The following is a 19,958-nucleotide window of genomic DNA, read 5'->3' on the forward strand; positions in this document are numbered from 1 at the left end:
GCGCCATGTGGAAGGAATTTTTCAAGTTTGACCTCGGCTACCAGCTGAAACAGCCGCTGCTGTGGGTATTTGCCGTCATCATGGCCCTGATGGCCTTTGGCGCCACCACCAGCGACTCCGTGCAGATCGGTGGCGCCATCGGCAACATCAACCGCAACGCGCCCACCGTGGTGGCGCAGATGCTGGGCATCTTCAGCCTGCTGGCAATGTTTCTCGTCACCGTCTTCATCGCCGGCGCCGTGCTGCGCGACAGCGAAGTGGGCATGGCCGACATGCTGTTCGCCACGCCCATGCGCAAGTGGGATTACCTGTTCGGGCGCTTCGCCGCCGGCTTTGTCGCCTGCCTGGTGATCTTTGTCGCCATCGGCCTGGCCACCATGCTCGGCCCCCTCATGCCCTGGGTCGACGCGCAGCGCGTGGGCCCGTTCTCGCTGCAGGCGTATGTGTGGAGCTTCGCCGTCATCGTCATCCCGAATTTGCTCTTCATCGGCGCCCTGCTGATGCTGCTGGCGGCCACCACGCGCTCGATGCTGCTCGTGTACGTTGGCGTGCTGGGCTTTTTCGTCCTGTGGGCCATGGCCGGAGTGTTTACGCGCGACATCAACAACGAATGGATCGCCGTCCTCCTCGACCCGTTCGGCGTGCGCGCTTTTGGCCGCATGACGCGCTACTTCACGGCCGCCGAATCGAATGCCAGCCTGCCGCCCCTGTCCGGCTTCCTGCTGGCCAACCGCCTGCTGTGGCTGGGCATCACGATCGTGCTGTTCGCCGCCACCGTGGTCCTGTTCAAGCCGCAGCGCACGGGCACGGGAAAACGCCTGTTCGGCAAGCACAAGGCCGAGGCCGCCGCGCCGGCCGTGGCGGCGCCGCTGCACCTGCCGCGCACGGTGCCCCGCTTCACGCCGGCGACGGCCTGGCGCCAATGGTGGCACATCCTGCGCTTCGACGCCGCCGGCGTGTTCAAAAGCGTGCCCTTCCTCGTCATGCTGCTGTTCGGCGTGATCAACCTGATCGCAGGCGCCAGTGTCGGCAAGAACATGTTTGGCACGGCCGTATATCCGATGACGCATTTGATGCTGCAAACGATCAACAACAGCTTCAGCTTCCTCCTGATCATCATCGTCACCTTTTATGCGGGCGAACTGATCTTCAAGGAGCGGCAAGCGAGGATTGCCGACGTCAGCGATGCCATGCCCGTGCCCGGCTGGGTGCCGCTGCTGGCCAAATGCACGGCCCTGGTCGGCGTCATTGCCGGCTACCTGCTGGCGGGCATCGTCGCGGCCATCGGTTTCCAGCTCGCCAAGGGCGGCGCGCCCGTGGAACTGGGGCTGTACCTGAAAGGCACCTTGCTGGGCGCCCTCTTCTTCGTGCTGATGGGCTTATGCGCGCTCACCCTGCAAGTGCTGTCGAATAACAAGTTCATCGGCTATCTGCTGGTGATCCTGCTGATGGTGGCGCAAGCCGTACTGGGCATGCTGCACTTCGAACACAATCTGTACAACTTCGCCGCCACGCCTGCCATCAAGTATTCGGACATGAATGGCTATGGCCACTTCCTCGCGGGCTGGGCATGGTTCGCGCTGTACTGGAGCCTGTTCACCGTGGCGCTGGTCATGCTGGCGCGGGCATTCTGGGTGCGCGGCCTGTCGGCCGACTGGCGTGCGCGCGTGCGCCTGGCGCAACGGCGCCTGCACGGCCGTGCCGGCGCCGCGCTGGCCGTGGTGTTGCTGTGCTGGGCCGGCACGGGCGGCTGGATCTTCTACAACACGAACGTGCTGAACAAGTACGAGACGTCGAACGTCAGCATGGACAAGCAGGCGCGCTACGAAAAAATGTACAAGCAATACAAAGACTTGCCGCAGCCGAAGATCACGGACATCCAGGCCGACGTGGATATCTATCCCGAGCAACGCAAGGTGCTGATCAAGGGCCACTATGTGCTGCAGAACAAGACGCAACAAGCGCTCGACACCCTGCGCATCCAGCTCGATCCGGACCTCAAGACGACGTGGTTGAACTTGCCTGCGCACAAGGTCGAACTTGATGACAGGGAACTCGGCTTCAGCATCCTCAAGCTGACCCAGCCCCTGGCGCCGGGCGCCACCCTGCCACTGGACTTCACCGTGGCCGTCACGCACCAGGGCTTCACCAACAGCGGCGCGCCGGACCAGGTCAACCTGAACGGCAGCTTCTTCAACAACCAGGCGTTTTTCCCCCACTTCGGCTATGCGAAGGAAATGGAGTTGACGGACCGCAATGAGCGCCGCAAGCGGGGCCTGGGCGAACCGCAGCGCATGGCCAAGCGGGAAGACACGTCCGCGTATGGCAACACGGTGCTGAGCGGCGACGCCGACTGGATCCATTTCGACACGACGGTGTCCACCAGCGGCGAGCAGATCGCCCTGGCGCCCGGCTATCTGCAGGCAAGCTGGGAAAAGGATGGCCGCCGCTATTACCGCTACACAATGGACCAGCCTATGCTGCCGTTCTTCGCCTACCTGTCGGCGCGCTGGGACGTCAACAAGGGCGACTGGCGCGGCGTGCCGATCGAGATTTATTTCGACAAGAAACACGGCTACAACACGGATCGCATGATCACCTCCGTGCAAAAGTCGCTCGACTATTACAGCACCGAGTTCACGCCCTACCAGCACAAGCAGGTGCGCATCCTGGAGTTCCCCGGCTACCAGAGCTTCGCGCAGTCGTTTGCCAATACGATTCCGTATTCGGAAGGCATCGGCTTCATCGCCGATCTGCGCGACAAGGACGATATCGACTATGTGTTCTACGTCACGGCGCATGAAATGGCGCACCAGTGGTGGGGCCACCAGGTGATCGGCGCCAATGTCCAGGGCGCCAGCATGCTGATGGAATCGTTGGCGCAATACTCGGCCCTGATGGTGATGGAAAAGGAATACGGCCGCGACAAGATGCGCCGCTTCCTGCGCTATGAACTGGACCGCTACCTGAGCGGCAGGGGCGGCGAAGCCATCGAGGAATTGCCGCTGGCGCGCGTGGAGGGACAGCAATACATCCACTACAACAAGGGCAGCCTGGTGTTCTACCGCCTGCGCGACGAGCTCGGCGAAGAAGCGCTGAACCGCGCCCTGAAACGCTATCTGCAGGACAAGGGCTACCAGCAGGCGCCGTTCACCACGGCGTCGGAATTGCTGGCCTACATCCGCGCCGAGGCGCCGCAGGACAAGCAGGCGCTGATCACGGACCTGTTCGAGAAGATCGTGTTTTACGACAACCGCGTCACGCAAGCGACGGCCGTCAAGCGCCCCGATGGCCAGTGGGATGTCACGATGCAGCTGCACCTGGCCAAGCTGGAGTCCGACGGCAAGGGCAAGGAAAGCCCGCGCGCCTATGACGAACCGGTGGAAATCGCCATCTTCGCGCGCCCCGCAGGCGGCAAGGAGAAAGACGAAAAAGTCTTGTTCACCGACAAGCGCATGTTATCGGGCAGCGCCCCCATGGTGACGATTACGGTGAAGGACAAACCGTTTGAAGTAGGTGTCGATCCCTACAACAAGATGATCGACCGGGTGCCGCGCGATAACCGCAAGGAAGTGCGCTTCAATTAAACCTGGATGCCACACAAACAGGCCGCGCTATTGCAGATAGCGCGGCCTGTTTTTATAGCGGACCGGGTATTTCTTAGACGGACAAAAAATCTGCCTCAGCATACATGCCGCCGGCACCAGGCCGTGGCATCGAGATACTCATGGCCATATCGACCATTTCCATGTTATTTCAGCGGGCGCAATACGAATCGAAAGCACCGTCCCAATCAATATTACTGGATCCGATTCGCTGTCTGGTGGCGGGCGGCCACAAGTGATTCAAGCAGCAGGCCCGCCATCACGGCCAGGATCGGCATGACGGGTTCACGGTAGCGGAAGATCACGTAAAACAGCATGTGAACACCGGTGTAGCACGCAAGCGCCAGCCAGAGCAGGGCGACCTGCCGATGTCGTAGCCGTGGAATCAGCAGCGTGCCAATCGCACCGCCCATCAGGACCAGGAACTGTATCACCCACAGAAGACGCACCAGCTTTTCTGCCGCCGACGCCTCTCCTTTGCCCGCATGCAGGGGAGGCGCCCAGAAATAAGCCGCTTTCTTCGCTGCCAACGCCAGGAACGCCGTCGGATGGGCCTTCACCCAGGACATAGCCTCCTGTTTCAAGGTTTCGGAGGCCTGGACTTCCCCCGTTTTCCGAAGGGCATCCCAAGTGGGGCCACGTGGTGTTTCCGAGATGGAAATGAACATGCCTGTCGCGGCCGGGTTGTTGCCCAAATACAGATTGAAGCCGCCATTGGTGTTCAAGACAGGTGCGCCTATCACTTGCATGTTCCTCAGCAGCCATGGGCTGGAAATCGCCAATGCCACTGACAGCGCGAGCATGGCCATGCTTGCGCGCTGAGCCATCGATGCGGGAGACAGCAGCAGCGCCCATGCAAGGACCACAAGCAATGACAAGGCAGCATTGCCAGTCAATGCCAACAGACCCAGGAGTGCCCCGCACCCGGTTGCCACGGTATGCGAGGGCTGACGCGCCAATCTCAGTGCGCACCACATGACCCCCAGCATCAGGGGAATCATCAGGTTTTCCTTGGCCAGATACATCCCATAGATGCCGTTCGGAAGGTACAGCGCCCAGGCAGCCGCTGCGATGAGACGCCCCAACCTGCCTGCGCCGGCTTCCTTGGCCACCAGATAACACAGGATGATTACCGCCCCTCCCAGACACATGTTCACCAGGCGAACCGCCAACAGGTCTTCGCCAAAGAGGAAAAAGACAGGGGCGAGAACGAACAGAGCATAGCCCACGTTATACATCGCATGGTTGCCCATGCTGTCGACAATGCCGTTCCCGCCAAGCAAGTTGAGCGCCATGCTCCTGTAGGCAAGTTCATCGCCTTGCGGTACATGCTGGAAGCCGGCCATCGCCGCGGCCCTCAGGGCGAAGCCCATGCCTGCGATGATTGCCAGCCACAGCCAATCTCGTTGTTGTTGGGCGTCATGTTTTATCATTCATCAACTCCTTCCCACCAAAAACACTCCCGCACAAATCAGCGCCACGCCCATCACGCGGGGCAGGCTGACCTGCTCGCCCAGCAGGTAAGCGATTGGCAGGGTGAGCACGAAGCCCAGGCCGACCAGGGGATAGGCCTTGCTCACCTCCCATTGCGACAGCACGCCTAGCCAGGCCACCGCTCCCAAGCCATACAGGAGGAAGCCCCCCAGGACATATTTGTCCGTGAGGATAGTAATGAGGGTCATGAAGGACTTGGGCTCAGCCATCATCGCCTTCACCCCGGCACCGGACATGCCGGTCTTCAATAAGAACTGCGCCATGACGGATAGCGCGATGCTCAGGATGGCAATGCAGAACGTTGTCATGGGTAGCTACCCAATACGAGGAAGTGCGCCCCCAGCATGATGGCCACCATGGCGCAGACGGTCATGCGGCTACCGTGGTCCTTGAGGGCGTAAATCACCGGGTCATCGTGCATTTCACCCCGTGAGGTTTTCACCCACAGGCGCGCCAGCCAGTAAATCAATCCCAGGGCAACCAGCCACAGCATCTGCGGCGTGCCATAGCGCCCCTGCGTTTCCGGCGCACTGATGAACAGCCCGAACACCACCACGGCAGAAAGGGCCGCCCCGCCCCCCAAGGGCCACAACACCGCCAGGTCGGTCACCCGGTAATCGCGTCCACGCGTGGCGGCCTTGCCGTTCTCTTCCAGGGTGACCAGCTCCGCACAGCGCTTCACCAGAGCGAGGCTGAGGAACATGAAGACCGAGAAAGCCAGCAGCCAGGAACTGGTGGCGGCACCAATGGCAACCGAGCCTGCCAGGATGCGCAAGGTGTACAGCAGGGACAGCATCAGCACATCGATCAGCACGTATTCCTTGAGCACCCAGCTGTACGCGCTGGTCAGCACGAGGTAAAGCAGCAGCATCAGGAGGAAGGCATTCGACACGCAGCAGGCCAGAACGAGGGCCAGCAACAACGCCGCCGCCGCCACGAGCAGGCCCTTCAGAATCGGCAGGCGGGCACTGGCAAAAGAGCGAAGCCGCTTGCGGGGGTGGGCCCTGTCGCTTTCCAGGTCCCACAGGTCGTTGACCATGTAGGTGGCCGAGGCGGCCAGCGAGAAAGCCAGGAAGGCCACGGCCATGGTGATCAACTTGCCCAGGTCGAGGAAGGAGAATGCCGTCAGCAGGGGGACGAACAGCAACAGATTCTTTAACCACTGGTGAACACGCAGGGCCTTCATCCACACGCCCAGCCCGCCGCGCTCGCCCGGAAACTCGCGTTCGATCGGGACATGCCGTCGGACGGTGCGGGCCGTACGCCAGGCAACATCGACCAGCACCGCCGCCTCGGCGGCTTGCCAGATGGGGACATCCGCCTTGCTGTCGCCAGCATAGACAAAGCATGGCCCCACCTGCTCCAGAATGGCTTGCAGCTTGGCCCTGCCCTTGAGATTGTGACCGGCTTGCGTCGCCAGCACCTTGTCGAACAGGTCCAGATGCGTGGCCACGTTGCAGGCAATCGAATGGTGCGCCGCCGTCGCCAGGACAATCATGCGGCCCTGCCGCTTTTCCTCGCGCAGGTAATCCAGCAGGGACGCGCGGTAAGGGAGGTGTTCAGCCGAGATGCCGGCATGCGCCGCAATGGCCTCCTTGAAGCCGGCCCGCCCTCGCATGAGCCAGAACGGCATGCGAAGCAAATTGAGCGGGGATTGCTTCAGCACCTGGATGACGGCTTCAAGCAGCGTATCGGTTGGCGTCAGCGTGCCGTCAAGGTCTACCACCAGGGGCGCTTTGGTCGAACTAGCCACCATGGTCTCCCTATTCTGGTGTGGCATTGCGGACGGGATGCGGAGAGCAGTGCTTAAATTATAGGGGGAGCCATGATGGCGATAACCAACATATATCAAGGAAGAGAGCGGTTATCCGCTTGAACTGAAGGCCCGTAACACCTCAAAGAGACCAGCAACAACAAATAAAAAACGCCTCGCAAATCAATGATGTGCGAGGCGTTGTTTACAGATGAGCCGTATTGCGTCTTAAAATGGAATATCGTCATCCATGTCCGAGAAGTTCGGGGCTGGCTTCGGTGCCGGGCGTGGCGCCGGTGCCGGGGCTGGACGCGGGGCTGGCGCCTGGCGCGGGGCCGGGGCTTCGTAGCCGCCACCGCCACCGTAGCTGTCATCGCCACCGCCAGCGTCGCCGCCCATGCCGGCACGGCCGCCCAGCATTTGCATCTGTTCCGCGATGATGTCGGTTGCGTACTTCTCGACGCCGTCCTTGTCCGTGTATTTACGGGTTTGCAGACGGCCTTCGACGTAGACGGACGAGCCTTTTTTCAGGTATTGGCCGACGATTTCCGCCAGGCGGCCGAAGAACGAGATACGGTGCCACTCTGTCAATTCTTTTTGTTCGCCCGTGTTGCGGTCCTTCGATTTGTACGAAGTGGCCACGGCGATGTTGGCGATCGCGTCGCCGCTAGGCATGTAGCGGATTTCCGGGTCACGGCCCAGATTGCCGACGATGATGACTTTGTTGACTGATGCCATGAATAACTCCTGATGAACTGCAGCGGGAGCCGGTGTCCCGCGCGTTAGTTTAGTGTACTAAACGAGGATTATAAGCGACCACGCGACGCAAAGCACCCGCTTTCTGGCGGACGCCATCTCCCGTGCGGCAGCCCGTTTTTTTCACGGCAGGTGAAAACAAGAAACTTGAATACTGGTATTATATACAGTGTTTAAACGTCTGCACGCATCTGTATCAATCTTTCCCGGGGCACGTCCGCGGGGCGGCGCAATCCGTCCGTGGCTGCCTCAGGCATGCAGAGCAAAACCCGGCTATAGTAACAGGTTGACCCGTTGTGGCTCTTCATCCGCACCCAGGCACAATGCGCCCGCCGCACCACTCACTGAAAGCAAGGCAATCACATGGAACAGATCCGCATTCGCGGCGCTCGCACGCATAACCTCAAGAATATCAATCTCGATTTGCCGCGCAATAAGCTGATCGTGATTACCGGCCTGTCCGGCTCCGGCAAGTCGTCGCTGGCCTTCGACACCCTGTATGCGGAAGGCCAGCGCCGCTATGTCGAGTCGCTGTCGGCCTATGCGCGCCAGTTCCTGCAACTGATGGAAAAGCCCGACGTCGACCTGATCGAAGGCCTATCTCCTGCCATCTCCATCGAACAAAAGGCAACGTCGCACAACCCGCGCTCGACGGTGGGCACCGTGACGGAAATCCACGATTATCTGCGCCTGCTGTATGCGCGCGTGGGCACGCCCTACTGCCCCGACCACCCGGAAAACGCGCTGGCCGCCCAGTCCGTATCGCAAATGGTCGACGCCGTGCTGGCCATGCCGGAAGACACCAAGCTGATGATACTCGCGCCCGTCGTCGCCAACCGCAAGGGCGAACACGTGGACCTGTTCGAGCAGATGCAGGCGCAGGGCTTCGTGCGCTTTCGCGTGCAGAGCGGCACGCATGCGGCCAAGATCCATGAAGTCGATGACCTCCCGAAATTAAAGAAAACGGAAAAACACACGATCGACGTCGTCATCGACCGGGTCAAGGTGAACCAGGACATCAAGCAACGCCTGGCGGAAAGTTTCGAGACAGCCCTGCGCCTGGCCGACGGCCGCGCCATTGCCTATGAAATGGATACCGCCAAGGAACACGTGTACTCCAACAAGTTCGCCTGCAATGTGTGTGGCTATTCCCTGCAGGAACTGGAACCGCGTCTGTTCTCGTTCAACAACCCCATGGGCGCCTGCCCCGAATGCGATGGCCTGGGCCACATTGAATTCTTTGACCCGAAACGCATCGTCGCGTTCCCGAATCTGTCGCTCGCTTCGGGCGCCGTCAAGGGCTGGGACCGCCGCAACCAGTTTTACTTCCAGATGCTGTCCAATCTGGCCGCGTATTACGAGTTCGACCTGGACATGCCGTTCGAGCAGCTGGCACTGAATGCCCAGCAAGCCGTGCTGTACGGTTCCGGCAAGCAAGTGATTCCGTTTACCTATGTCAACGAACGGGGCCGCACCGTCATCAAGGAACACACGTTCGAAGGCGTGGTCAACAATCTGCAGCGCCGCTACCGCGAGACCGACTCAATGGCCGTCAAGGAAGAACTGGCCAAGTTCATCAATGAAAAATGCTGTCCCTCATGCGATGGCGCGCGCCTGCGCGTGGAAGCGCGCTTCGTCAAGGTCGGCACGGGCAAGCAGCAACGCGCCATCTATGAAGTGGCGGCAAAACCGCTGCGCGAGACCCTGGAATTCTTTGAAAAGCTGAAACTGACGGGCGCCAAGAAAGAGATCGCCGACCGCGTGGTCAAGGAAATCATTTCGCGCCTGAAATTCCTCAACAACGTGGGCCTTGACTACCTGTCGCTGGACCGCAGCGCCGACACACTCTCGGGCGGCGAAGCACAGCGCATCCGCCTCGCGTCGCAAATCGGCTCCGGTTTGACGGGCGTCATGTATGTGCTCGATGAACCGTCGATCGGCTTGCACCAGCGCGATAATGATCGCCTGATCGAAACCTTGAAACACTTGCGCGACATCGGCAACAGCGTGCTGGTGGTCGAGCATGACGAAGACGCCATCCGCACGGCCGACTACATCGTCGACATGGGCATCGGCGCGGGCGTGCATGGCGGCGAAATCATCGCCGAAGGCACCCTGCAAGATATTCTCAAGAACAAGAAATCGCTGACGGCGCAGTACCTGAACGGCAAGCTGCAAATCGCCGTGCCGGCCAAGCGCCACGCCAGCCATCCGGAAAAGCAGTTGGTGATCACTGGCGCGACGGGCAACAACCTGAAAAAGGTGTCGCTCAGCTTGCCGGTGGGCCTGATGACGTGCGTGACGGGCGTATCCGGCTCGGGCAAATCGTCGCTGGTCAACGATACTTTATATCCTGCCCTGTCGCGTCATTTGTACGGTTCGCAGACGGAGCCGGCGCCGCACGAATCGATCAGCGGCCTGGAGCATTTCGACAAGGTCATCTCCGTCGATCAGGCGCCGATCGGCCGCACGCCGCGCTCGAATCCCGCCACCTACACGGGCTTGTTTACGCCGATCCGCGACCTGTTCTCCACCGTGCCGACGGCCAAGGAACGCGGTTACAGCGCGGGCCGCTTCTCGTTCAACGTGAAGGGCGGACGCTGCGAAGCGTGCCAGGGCGATGGCGTGATCAAGGTCGAGATGCATTTCTTGCCCGACGTCTACGTGCCGTGCGACGTGTGCCACGGCAAGCGCTACAACCGCGAAACGCTGGAAGTGCAATACAAGGGCAAGAACATCACGGAAGTGCTGGGCATGACGGTGGAAGAGGCGCATGCATTCTTCAAGCCCGTGCCACTGATCGCGCGCAAGCTGCAAACCCTGCTCGACGTGGGCCTCGGCTACATCAAGCTGGGCCAGAGCGCCACCACCTTGTCCGGCGGCGAAGCGCAGCGCGTGAAACTGTCGCTCGAGCTGTCCAAGCGCGACACGGGCCGCACCCTGTACATCCTCGACGAACCGACGACGGGCCTGCACTTCCACGACATCGATTTGCTGTTAAAGGTCATCCACCGCCTGCGCGACCAGGGCAACACTTTGGTGATCATCGAGCATAACCTGGACGTCATCAAGACGGCCGACTGGATCGTCGACCTGGGCCCCGAGGGCGGCGCCGGCGGCGGCCAGATCATCGCCACGGGCACGCCGGAAGACGTGGCGCTGAACCCGGCCAGCGTGACGGGCAAGTACCTGGGGCCGCTGCTGAAGCAATAACGAATCGAGGGCAATAAAAAACGGCGCGAATTGCTCATGCAATCCGCGCCGTTTCTCTTTTTGCTAGCACCCCAGTCATTGCCGGCGTGTCATTTATCGCACGCCAGTCTTTGCCGGCGTGTTTCTCCCCCCACTACTAAACTTTACGCACTCAGCCGTTTTTCCAGCGCAGCCTTGTGACCTGCCAATTCTTGCGGCAGATGATACGCGAGTTTTTCAAACAATTCCGTATGCAATTTCAATTCTTCCACCCACGCGGCCTTGTCGATCGAGGTGATGGTGTCGAACTGTTCCTGCGTGAATGGCAAGCCATCCCAGTTCAGGTCGCCATACTGCGGCGTCGTGCCGAACAGGTTTTCCACGCCGCCCGCCTTGCCTTCGATGCGGTCCAGCATCCATTTGAGCACGCGCATATTGTCGCCGAAGCCAGGCCAGACGAACTTGCCTGCATCGTCCGTACGGAACCAGTTGACGCAATAGATCTTCGGCAGGGCAGCTGGATTCACCTTGCCCACCTTGACGCCCATGTCCAGCCAGTGCTGGAAGTAATCGCTCATGTTATAGCCGATAAATGGCAACATGGCAAATGGATCGCGGCGCACGACGCCCATCTGGCCCACGGCCGCGGCCGTCGTTTCCGAGCCCATGGTGGCGGCCATGTAGACGCCTTCGACCCAGTTGCGCGCTTCCGTGACCAGCGGCACGGTGGTCGAGCGGCGGCCGCCGAAGATGAAGGCCGAGATCGGCACGCCGGCCGGATCGTCCCAGGCTGCGTCGATGACGGGGTTTTGCGTAGCGGCAACCGTGAAGCGCGCGTTCGGGTGCGCCGCCTTGGTGCCGGACGCGGGTGTCCAGTCCTTGCCCTGCCAGTCGATCAGGTGGCCAGGCGCTTCCTTGGTCAAGCCTTCCCACCACACGTCGCCGTCGTCCGTCAGCGCCACGTTGGTGAAGATCGTGTTGTCGCGCATGGAGGCCATGCAGTTGTAATTGGTTTTTTCGTTGGTGCCCGGCGCCACGCCAAAATAACCGGCTTCCGGGTTGATGGCGTACAAACGGCCGTCGGCACCGGGCTTGATCCAGGCGATATCGTCGCCGATGGTGGTCACTTTCCAGCCGTTAAAACTTGCCGGCGGGATCAGCATGGCGAAGTTGGTCTTGCCGCACGCCGACGGGAACGCTGCCGCCACGTAATGCTTCTTGCCTTCCGGCGATTCCACGCCGAGGATCAGCATGTGTTCGGCCAGCCATCCCGGGTTGTTGTCCGATGCTTGCGCTTCCTGATAGCCCATGTTCGAGGCGATGCGCAGGGCGAAACACTTCTTGCCCAGCAAGGCGTTGCCGCCGTAGCCCGAACCGAAAGACCAGATTTCGCGCGTTTCCGGGAAATGCACGATGTACTTGGTGCTGTTGCACGGCCATTTCACGTCGGCCTGGCCGGCTGCCAGCGGTGCGCCCACGCTGTGCACGCACGGCACGAACTCGCCATCGGTACCCAGCACGTCATACACGGCGCGGCCCATGCGGGTCATGATCTTCATGTTGACGGCGACATATGGCGAATCGGACAGTTCCACGCCGATGTGCGCGATCGGCGAGCCCAGCGGGCCCATCGAGAAGGGCACGACGTACATGGTGCGGCCGCGCATGCAGCCATCGAACAGGCCGTTCAAGGTGTGGCGCATTTCGCCAGGCTCGGTCCAGTTGTTCGTCGGGCCGGCCGCCTCTTTCGTTGCCGAGCAGATATACGTGCGGTCTTCGACGCGGGCCACGTCGCTCGGGTCGGAGCAGGCCAGGTAGGAATTCGGGCGCTTTTGCGCGTTCAGTTTTTTCATGGTGCCGCTGGCAACCATCTCGGAGCACAGGCGCTCGTACTCTTCCTGCGAGCCATCGCACCAGTAGATGCGGTCCGGCTTGGTCAGCGCGGCAATGTCGGCCACCCAGTTGATCAGTTTCTGTTGTTTAATATAAGCTGGGACGTTGAGTGCGGCGACGCCACCCATGACGGGCTGATTCATATTACCTCCAATACCAATAAAAGAAATTCTGGTCGTTCCGGCAAGACAGGCAGCATCGTTGAGAGGTGGCTGCGGCTCACTGCGAGCGGTGTGCGCACGCGGGCAGGGCTCTGGTGTCGTGTACCTGGATCATGCACCCAGGCTGCAGGAACAGTTTGCGCTATAACTATAATCAGGAAGCTTCAAAAGTGCCGGCGATTGTACACCCGCCTAGCGGCTATTCTCGCAAAAATGTAGGAGAATAGCTTGACTAATGTAGTAGGCTATTCAGCATTTCCCGTATCCTGTTATTTCCCTACCAAATCCTCACTAAAATCGGCCATCCACCATGAAAATTGCCATACTTGATGATTACCAGGATGCCGTGCGCGGCCTCGATTGTTTCCAATTGCTCGACGGCCACGAGGTCAAAGTGTTCAGCAATACGGCGCGGGCCCTGGGCCAGCTGGCGATCCGCCTGGCGCCGTTCGACGCCCTGGTGCTGATCCGCGAGCGCAGCAGTTTCAACCGCGCCTTGCTGTCGAAACTGCCGAATCTGAAACTGATTTCGCAAACAGGCAAGGTCAGCGGCCACATCGATGTGGCGGCCGCCACCGAGCTGGGCATCGCCATCGCGGAAGGCATCGGCTCGCCCACGGCGCCGGCCGAGCTGACGTGGGCGCTGATCATGGCGGCGCAGCGCAAGATCGTGCCGTACGCGCAACATTTACAGGAGGGACTGTGGCAGACGTCGTCGCTGGAACCCAAGCGCAATACGCTCGGCACGGTCTTGAAGGGGCGCACCCTGGCGATCTGGGGCTACGGCAAGATCGGTCAACTGATCGCCGGCTATGGCCGCGCCTTCGGCATGAACATCCTCGTGTGGGGCAGCGAAGCGAGCCGCGCGGCGGCGGTGGCGGCCGGCGATACGGCGGCGGCATCGCGCGAAGCCTTCTTTGAACAGGCCGACGTCTTGACGCTGCACCTGCGCCTGTCCGACGCCACGCGCGGGCTGGTGACAAACGAAGACCTGGCGCGCATGAAGCCGACGTCCCTGTTCGTCAACACCAGCCGCGCCGAACTGGTGACGGAAGGCGCGCTGGAAGCGGCGCTGCCGCAGGGGCGTCCGGGCGCCGCCGCGCTGGATGTGTTTACGGACGAACCGCTGCCGCCAGGCTCGCCACTCCTGCTGCTGCCGAACGTGCTGGCCACGCCACATCTGGGCTACGTCGAACGGGACAGCTATGAACTGTATTTCCGCTACGCCTTGCAGAACATCGTCGATTTTGCGCAGCATCAATGCACGCGCCTGCTCAATCCCGAGGTGCTGGAGCATGCGCGGCAAGCCTCTCAGGAGCGCTGAAAGCCCTTGATGAGGTCCGGCTCGCCCGTGATGCGGATGGCGGGCGCGGGCAGCACGTGCCGGCCGCGCCACAGGCCGGCCCAGCCGGGCGGCCAGGCGATGTCCGGCCCGCCGTACGGCGCCACGCCGGCGCGCACCGCCACCACCGGCACGGGCGGCATGTCGGGCAAGGGCTCGCCCGCGGTGCGCTGCATGTCCAGGCTGTACATGTAATTGGGTAACAAGGCGTCGCAAACGCGGCCAAACCAGTCGCTATGGTCGTCGTCACGCCCCAGCGCCTGCGCCAGCCCCTGCGGGTCGAAACGGGCCAGGGCATCGATCAGCTCGCCCGTGGTGGCGCCGGGCGTATCGCCCCAGCCCATCACGGGGTTGACGTTGTAGTCGGCGCCCGAGCCGTACCAGCCTTCGCGCCAGGGCCGCTGCATCCAGTCGCGCGGTCCCGTAAACAAATGCCAGCGCCAGTGCAGGCCGGACGGCTTGGGCCAGGAATACAGATACAGTTTCTGATAGCCGGCCTGGTGCAGCTCGCGCACCATGGCCATCAGGCGCGCGTGCGGCATGCGGTCCGGTGGCGCGCGCCGAAACAGGATCGCTTCGCCATCGGCAAACTGCACGTCGTCGGTCGACAGGTTCAGGTCCAGGGTCCGCGCTTCGCTGCCGAAACGGGCGGCGATCCAGCCCGTCAGCAAATTGACGGACGTGATCACCCCGTAACCGCGGTGGCGGTGAAAAATGACGGTGCCGGGAGCGAGCGCTTTCATACGGAGTCGGGGTGGCAGGCAAACAAAGAAACCAGTGTACTCACAGATGGCCAAATTTTCCAGATGCGGCGCGGTAGCAGGGCGGCAGGCACGCTGGCCCATCTGCGGCGGCATTCACGCAACGCCGCCAATCCACGCTATCATGCGCGTCATTCTCCACTGACATCGTGACCACATCATGACTTTGCGCATACTCGCCACTGGCGGCACTTTCGACAAACACTACAACGAATTGAACGGTACCCTGGGCTTTTCCGACAGTCATTTGCCGGCAGCGATAGCCCGCGCGCGCATGACGGCGCCCGTGGCGCTGGAGCAATTGCCGCTGCTCGATTCGCTCGACATGCAGGATGCGGACCGCCAGCGCGTGCTGGCCTCGTGCCGCGCGGCGCAGGAAAAAGCCATCGTCATCATCCACGGCACCGACACCATGCGCGAAACGGCGCAGGTGCTGGGCGCGGCGAACCTGCAGCAAACGGTGATTTTGACGGGCGCCATGATTCCCTACGAAATCGACAACTCCGATGCCCTGTTCAACCTGGGCTTTGCCTGCGGCGTGGCGCAAACCTTGCCAGCGGGCGTGTACGTGGCCATGAACGGCCAGATCTTCGCCTGGGACAATGTGCAAAAGAACCGCGCCGCCGGCGTGTTCCAGCCCTTGTAAGCCTTTGGCAGACGGGCCGCGGTAAGCAGACCGGCACACGGTCTGACTGACACGCGGTCACAATTCGACCAGCCCGTTTTAACGGGCTTTTTTTACGTTTTTTTACCTTTCGTAAATTCTGCAAAGCAACAGTTTTCCTCGAATTATTGTAGGTAAAACATCGAATTGCCAATAGAATAATTTTATGTTGTAAAAAAACACCATTGATCATTTTTAAAAACGGCGATATTAATAAATATAAGACTGCAATTTAACATTTAAATTAAATATTCTTCTGTATCCATAATTTATTGCCAAATCCGACACGGTTGAGGTGCATTTTTTCTTGCTGAGACGACATAATGTTCGCCTCGACAAGTCAAAAGTGCATTTATAACAATATTGCGCTAAGTAGTCTTCCACTTCCCACCGACGTGGTTCCGCCTACCGTACACGAGCGCCGCTGACCCTCTACCCGATGGCCAGAGCGGTGCTCGTGTACTGCTTGTCGTTATTAAAACTACTACGGAGTAATTGTTACAATGGCATTTAAAGAAAAAATTGGCGTACGCAGCGTACGCCTGGCCCTGACCGTACTGGCAGGTAGCGTCTTGTTCTCCGGCCAATCCATGGCGGACGAAGCAATTCAAAAAGTTGAAATCACCGGTTCGAGTATCAAGCGTATCGCCGTCGAAGGCGCACTGCCTGTGCAGCGCCTGTCGCAAGAAGCGATCGCCCGTACCGGCGCCACCACCGTTGCTGATCTGGTACAAAGCCTGCCAGCAATGCAAGGTTTCACCATCGGCGCCGTTGCCGCCGGCTCCAACTCGGGTGGCCGCACCAGCGCGTCGATCCATGACATCGGCGAAAGCTACACCCTGGTTCTGCTGAACGGCCGCCGCATCGCGCCACAAGGCTCCGGCACCTCCGTCAACCTGAATGCCATTCCAATGAGCGCGGTTGAACGCGTCGAGATCCTGACCGACGGCGCTTCGGCCCTGTACGGCTCGGACGCCATTGCCGGCGTCATCAACTTCATCCTGAAGAAAAATGTCCAAGGCGGCACCCTGGAAGCCACCTACGGCGGCCCGGAAGATAAAGGCGGCAACGCCTGGAACACCAACGTCACCTACGGCTTCGGCGATCTGGACGAAGACCGCTTCAACGTGCTGGTATCGTACCGCCACGATGAGCAATCGAAACTGAAGGCAACGGACCGCAAGTTCGCCCGTTCGTCGTACATTCCTGTCAGCTACGGCGGCAAGAACTACATCTACGACCGTACCAGTTCCTCGACGGCGCCGGCCAATGCCACGGTCGCGTTCAAGGACAAGAACACGCTGCCAATCACTTTCAGCCCGTACCTGGCAGCACACAAAGAAGGTTGCGCGCCAAACAACTACGTCATGGCAAACAATAACCAGGCTTGCGGCTTCGACGGCGGCTCGACGGTTGAAATCGTTCCAGAATCGAAACGCGACAGCCTGTTCGCACGCGGCACCTACAAACTGACGGAAAACCTGAATGCGTTTGCCGAAGTTGCCCTGTCGCGCTACGACCTGACCGCACGTATCGCCGCCAACCCGGTGCCGATCACGATCGCCAAAGACGGCGCCCTGTACAACACCTACGTCAAGCCTAACCTGACGCCAGCTCAGCAAGCGGACGTCAAAACCGTCACCGCCAACTACCGCATGGTCGACTGGGGCACCCGCGCCAGCAACACCATCACCGACACCAAGCACTTCGTGGTCGGCGTAGAAGGCGAAGTGGGCGAGTGGAACGTGGAATCGGCCCTGACCTGGTCGCAAAACGCGATCGACGAGCGCTATGTTGGCGGTTACGCAAAGAACGCCGACTTCGTCGCAATGCAAAGCAACCCGCTGTTCAATCCGTTCCTGCCAGCCGGCAGCGCATCGCCAGAACTGCAAAAGCTGATCAACAGCTCGCAATTCAACGGTTCCATCCGTACGGCATCGACCACCATGCGCGGTATCGACGCACACGGTTCGCGTGAACTGTTCACCCTGCCAGGCGGCAAGGCCAACATCGGTATCGGCGGCGACTACCGCGAGTACAAATACGAGCAATCGCCAAGCGCTGGCGCCAACACCAGCACGATCTATAACTTCAACACCTCGGCACGTTACGACCTGAGCCGCGAGACCTATGGTGTGTTTGCCGAATTGCTGGCACCCGTCACCAAAACGATCGAAGTGAGCCTGGCCGGCCGTTACGATACCGTGACGAAGATCGACAACGGTGTCGTGAACAAGTCCATCGGTAAAGACCAAAGCGCCAGCACCTATAAAGTGACGGCACGCTGGCAGCCAGTCCAGCAATTGCTGGTACGTGGTTCGTACGGCACGGGCTTCAAGGCACCAAGCATGCTGGATATCGGCCAGCCGCTGGTCAACAACGGCTTCACCGCAAAACCATGGAACTGCCCGTTCCCAGGCGATGCCATGTGCCGTCCACCAGCAACCCAGTACAACCAATTGGCTGGTGGTAACGAAAACCTGAAACCGGAAAAATCGAAACAGTACACCGTCGGTTTCCGTATCGAGCCAAGCTCGGCATTCTCGTTCGGCGCCGACCTGTGGGACGTGAAGATCACCGATGCGGTTTCGGCAGTGAGCGAATCGCAGGCCTTCAACAACCCAAGCCTGTACCGCGACCTGTTCGGCACCTACACCGAACCATCGACCGGCAATACCTACTATGCATTCAAGTCGCTGTCGCTGAACATCGGCCAAACGCATAACCGCGGTATCGACTGGGACATGACGGCACGCAAGCGTTTTGACTTCGGTAACTTCACGGCAAACCTGAGCGGCACCCACATGCTCAAGGCCGACTACACCGTGCCAGGCACCAAGGACCAGTGGACGAACAACATGAACTACTTCGGTATCACCGATGCAGTCACGTTCCGTAACCTGGCCAAGCTGAACCTGAGCCTGGAATCGGGTAAGCTGACCAACAGCGTCATCATCAGCTACCGTAACGGCTATACCGATGCTTCGGCCGAGGTAATGGACGCAGCGACCCGGAAACTGGAAAAAATCCGCCTGGACGTGCCTTCGTACACCACCATCGACTGGCAAGGTCGTTATATGTTCGACAGCAACAAGTCGATCCGTGCTGGTATCAAGAACCTGTTTGACCGCGCACCACCGTTGTCCCTGCGCACGTCGTCGGGCCACCAAGTTGGCTTCGACCCACGCTACGCCGACCCAATGATGCGTTCGTTCTACATCACGGGCCAAATCAAGTTCTAAGTTGACGCTGTCAATCTGAACTGAATGGCGAAGGGCCTTGCAACTGCAAGGCCCTTTTTTTTATGCCGCGTCTGGCGCCATGCCCAGGCGAAAAAAAAGGAGCCGCAGCTCCTTTTTTCGTACCGGCTTGACGGCTGCTATGCCGTCGCTTCGCCGCCCAGGGCTTCGACCACGTCGGCCATCAGCTTGCTCAGCTCGCCCGTCATCAGCATCACGTCGCCGTCGAAACGTTCTTCGTCGTTCTTCGTGCTCGATTCCGTTTCCTTGATCACGTCCAGCGGCTTGACGCTCTTGATGGCCAGGGACTCCGTCAGTACGAACGAGATCTTGTCGTTCCACGTCATGGCCAGGCGCGTGCACTGCTTGCCGGCGGCGATGTGGCGGCGCACGTCGTCCGCTTCCAAGGTGTGGCGCACGTAGCGCACGGTGGCCTTGCTCTCGCCGGTGGCGCGCAATTCCGTATCCATGTCGACCGTGAAGCCGGCAGGCGCGTCGTCGGCCTGCAGCCATTCCGTCATCACCGCCACGGGCGAGCGCTGCACGCGCAGGCTTTCCAGCGGCAACTTGTCCACGGCTTTCAACAGCAGCTTGATGACTTCATCGGCTTTCGCCGGGCTGGCGGCATCGACCACCAGCCAGCCATTGACGGGGTCGATCCACGTCCAGACATTGCTGCGGATGCTGAAGGCGCGCGGCAGCAGCTCGTCGGCCACGCGTTCCTTCAATTCTTTCATGGCTTTCTTGCCGGGCGCAAAACCTTGCGCTTCTTCCATCTCGGCGGCGCGGGCCTTGGCCACCTGGTTGATGACGGTCGCTGGCAACAGTTTCTTTTCCGTGCCCAGCAAGATCAGCATCTGTTTGTTGACCACGTGGACCAGGCCACCGTTCGGGCGTGGCGTATCCCAGCCCTGGCGCATCAGATCCATGCTGGTCGCCGGCGTAAATTTGTTCGAGGACAAGGCCTCTTCCAGTTGTTCTGGCGTATAAGCCCATGGTGCGGGCAGGCGGTAAATCTGAAGATTCTTGAACCACATAGTTTTTGTCTTCCGTTTGTTTCAGTAGTGCCAGGGGAACGCCATTCTACACTTTCGACAC

The 19,958-nt window shown here is 60.3% G+C and carries 12 protein-coding genes; 5 read left to right on the plus strand and 7 right to left on the minus strand.

The window, feature by feature from the left end:
* The first annotated feature begins 5 nt into the window (after positions 1-5).
* Positions 6-3,587: an ABC transporter permease/M1 family aminopeptidase gene (locus tag J0O65_RS05750; RefSeq protein WP_215404998.1), complete on the plus strand. Its 3,582-nt coding sequence runs from the start codon at positions 6-8 to the stop codon at positions 3,585-3,587.
* A gap of 212 nt (positions 3,588-3,799) precedes the next feature.
* On the opposite strand, the gene J0O65_RS05755 is transcribed toward J0O65_RS05750, so the two are convergent.
* From J0O65_RS05755 to ssb, 4 genes are all read right to left on the minus strand, one after another.
* Complete coding sequence (locus J0O65_RS05755) at positions 3,800-5,038, minus strand: glycosyltransferase family protein (RefSeq protein ID WP_215404999.1); 1,239 nt, start codon at positions 5,036-5,038, stop codon at positions 3,800-3,802.
* Between the two features lie 3 nt (positions 5,039-5,041).
* On the minus strand, positions 5,042-5,407 hold the full coding sequence (locus tag J0O65_RS05760) for a DMT family transporter (protein WP_215405000.1): 366 nt from the start codon (positions 5,405-5,407) through the stop codon (positions 5,042-5,044).
* A complete protein-coding gene (locus tag J0O65_RS05765; protein ID WP_251373522.1) occupies positions 5,404-6,855 on the minus strand; it encodes a UbiA family prenyltransferase in 1,452 nt (483 codons plus the stop codon). Before J0O65_RS05765 ends, J0O65_RS05760 begins: the two co-directional genes overlap by 4 nt.
* 225 nt (positions 6,856-7,080) lie before the next feature.
* Complete coding sequence (ssb, locus tag J0O65_RS05770) at positions 7,081-7,590, minus strand: single-stranded DNA-binding protein (RefSeq protein ID WP_215405002.1); 510 nt, start codon at positions 7,588-7,590, stop codon at positions 7,081-7,083.
* 381 nt (positions 7,591-7,971) lie between these two features.
* Here ssb and uvrA point away from each other — a divergent pair, with 381 nt between their 5' ends.
* A complete protein-coding gene (uvrA, locus tag J0O65_RS05775) occupies positions 7,972-10,821 on the plus strand; it encodes an excinuclease ABC subunit UvrA (protein WP_215405003.1) in 2,850 nt (949 codons plus the stop codon).
* Positions 10,822-10,964: 143 nt separating this feature from the next.
* Here the strand turns inward: uvrA and J0O65_RS05780 are convergent, their stop codons facing one another.
* Positions 10,965-12,836 carry a phosphoenolpyruvate carboxykinase (GTP) gene (locus tag J0O65_RS05780; RefSeq protein WP_215405004.1) on the minus strand — a complete coding sequence of 624 codons (1,872 nt, stop codon included), beginning with the start codon at positions 12,834-12,836 and terminating at the stop codon, positions 10,965-10,967.
* Between the two features lie 328 nt (positions 12,837-13,164).
* Here J0O65_RS05780 and J0O65_RS05785 point away from each other — a divergent pair, with 328 nt between their 5' ends.
* A complete protein-coding gene (locus tag J0O65_RS05785) occupies positions 13,165-14,178 on the plus strand; it encodes a D-2-hydroxyacid dehydrogenase family protein (protein ID WP_215405006.1) in 1,014 nt (337 codons plus the stop codon).
* Here the strand turns inward: J0O65_RS05785 and J0O65_RS05790 are convergent.
* Complete coding sequence (locus J0O65_RS05790) at positions 14,166-14,939, minus strand: L-asparaginase (RefSeq protein ID WP_215405008.1); 774 nt, start codon at positions 14,937-14,939, stop codon at positions 14,166-14,168. The genes J0O65_RS05785 and J0O65_RS05790 overlap by 13 nt on opposite strands.
* Positions 14,940-15,117: 178 nt before the next feature.
* Here J0O65_RS05790 and J0O65_RS05795 point away from each other — a divergent pair, with 178 nt between their 5' ends.
* Entirely contained in the window at positions 15,118-15,603 is a 486-nt protein-coding gene (locus tag J0O65_RS05795) for an asparaginase domain-containing protein (RefSeq protein ID WP_034781194.1), read from the plus strand.
* Positions 15,604-16,124: 521 nt separating this feature from the next.
* A complete protein-coding gene (locus J0O65_RS05800; protein WP_215405010.1) occupies positions 16,125-18,863 on the plus strand; it encodes a TonB-dependent receptor in 2,739 nt (912 codons plus the stop codon).
* Between the two features lie 137 nt (positions 18,864-19,000).
* Here the strand turns inward: J0O65_RS05800 and J0O65_RS05805 are convergent, their stop codons facing one another.
* On the minus strand, positions 19,001-19,897 hold the full coding sequence (locus tag J0O65_RS05805; protein WP_034754435.1) for a recombination-associated protein RdgC: 897 nt from the start codon (positions 19,895-19,897) through the stop codon (positions 19,001-19,003).
* Positions 19,898-19,958: the final 61 nt, after the last annotated feature.

It is taken from the genome of Janthinobacterium sp. JC611, from assembly GCF_018682595.1.
In the GTDB taxonomy this organism is placed as follows: Bacteria; Pseudomonadota; Gammaproteobacteria; order Burkholderiales; family Burkholderiaceae_D; genus Janthinobacterium.

Excerpts from the sequence above, each read along its gene's own strand:
- J0O65_RS05785 (WP_215405006.1), top strand. The coding sequence starts at position 13,165 with ATGAAAATTGCCATACTTGATGATTACCAGGATGCCGTGCGCGGCCTC.
- uvrA (WP_215405003.1), top strand. The coding sequence starts at position 7,972 with ATGGAACAGATCCGCATTCGCGGCGCTCGCACGCATAACCTCAAGAAT.
- ssb (WP_215405002.1), bottom strand. The coding sequence starts at position 7,590 with ATGGCATCAGTCAACAAAGTCATCATCGTCGGCAATCTGGGCCGTGAC.
- J0O65_RS05755 (WP_215404999.1), bottom strand. The coding sequence starts at position 5,038 with ATGATAAAACATGACGCCCAACAACAACGAGATTGGCTGTGGCTGGCA.
- J0O65_RS05795 (WP_034781194.1), top strand. The coding sequence starts at position 15,118 with ATGACTTTGCGCATACTCGCCACTGGCGGCACTTTCGACAAACACTAC.
- J0O65_RS05780 (WP_215405004.1), bottom strand. The coding sequence starts at position 12,836 with ATGAATCAGCCCGTCATGGGTGGCGTCGCCGCACTCAACGTCCCAGCT.
- J0O65_RS05750 (WP_215404998.1), top strand. The coding sequence starts at position 6 with ATGTGGAAGGAATTTTTCAAGTTTGACCTCGGCTACCAGCTGAAACAG.
- J0O65_RS05805 (WP_034754435.1), bottom strand. The coding sequence starts at position 19,897 with ATGTGGTTCAAGAATCTTCAGATTTACCGCCTGCCCGCACCATGGGCT.
- J0O65_RS05790 (WP_215405008.1), bottom strand. The coding sequence starts at position 14,939 with ATGAAAGCGCTCGCTCCCGGCACCGTCATTTTTCACCGCCACCGCGGT.
- J0O65_RS05800 (WP_215405010.1), top strand. The coding sequence starts at position 16,125 with ATGGCATTTAAAGAAAAAATTGGCGTACGCAGCGTACGCCTGGCCCTG.
- J0O65_RS05760 (WP_215405000.1), bottom strand. The coding sequence starts at position 5,407 with ATGACAACGTTCTGCATTGCCATCCTGAGCATCGCGCTATCCGTCATG.
- J0O65_RS05765 (WP_251373522.1), bottom strand. The coding sequence starts at position 6,855 with ATGGTGGCTAGTTCGACCAAAGCGCCCCTGGTGGTAGACCTTGACGGC.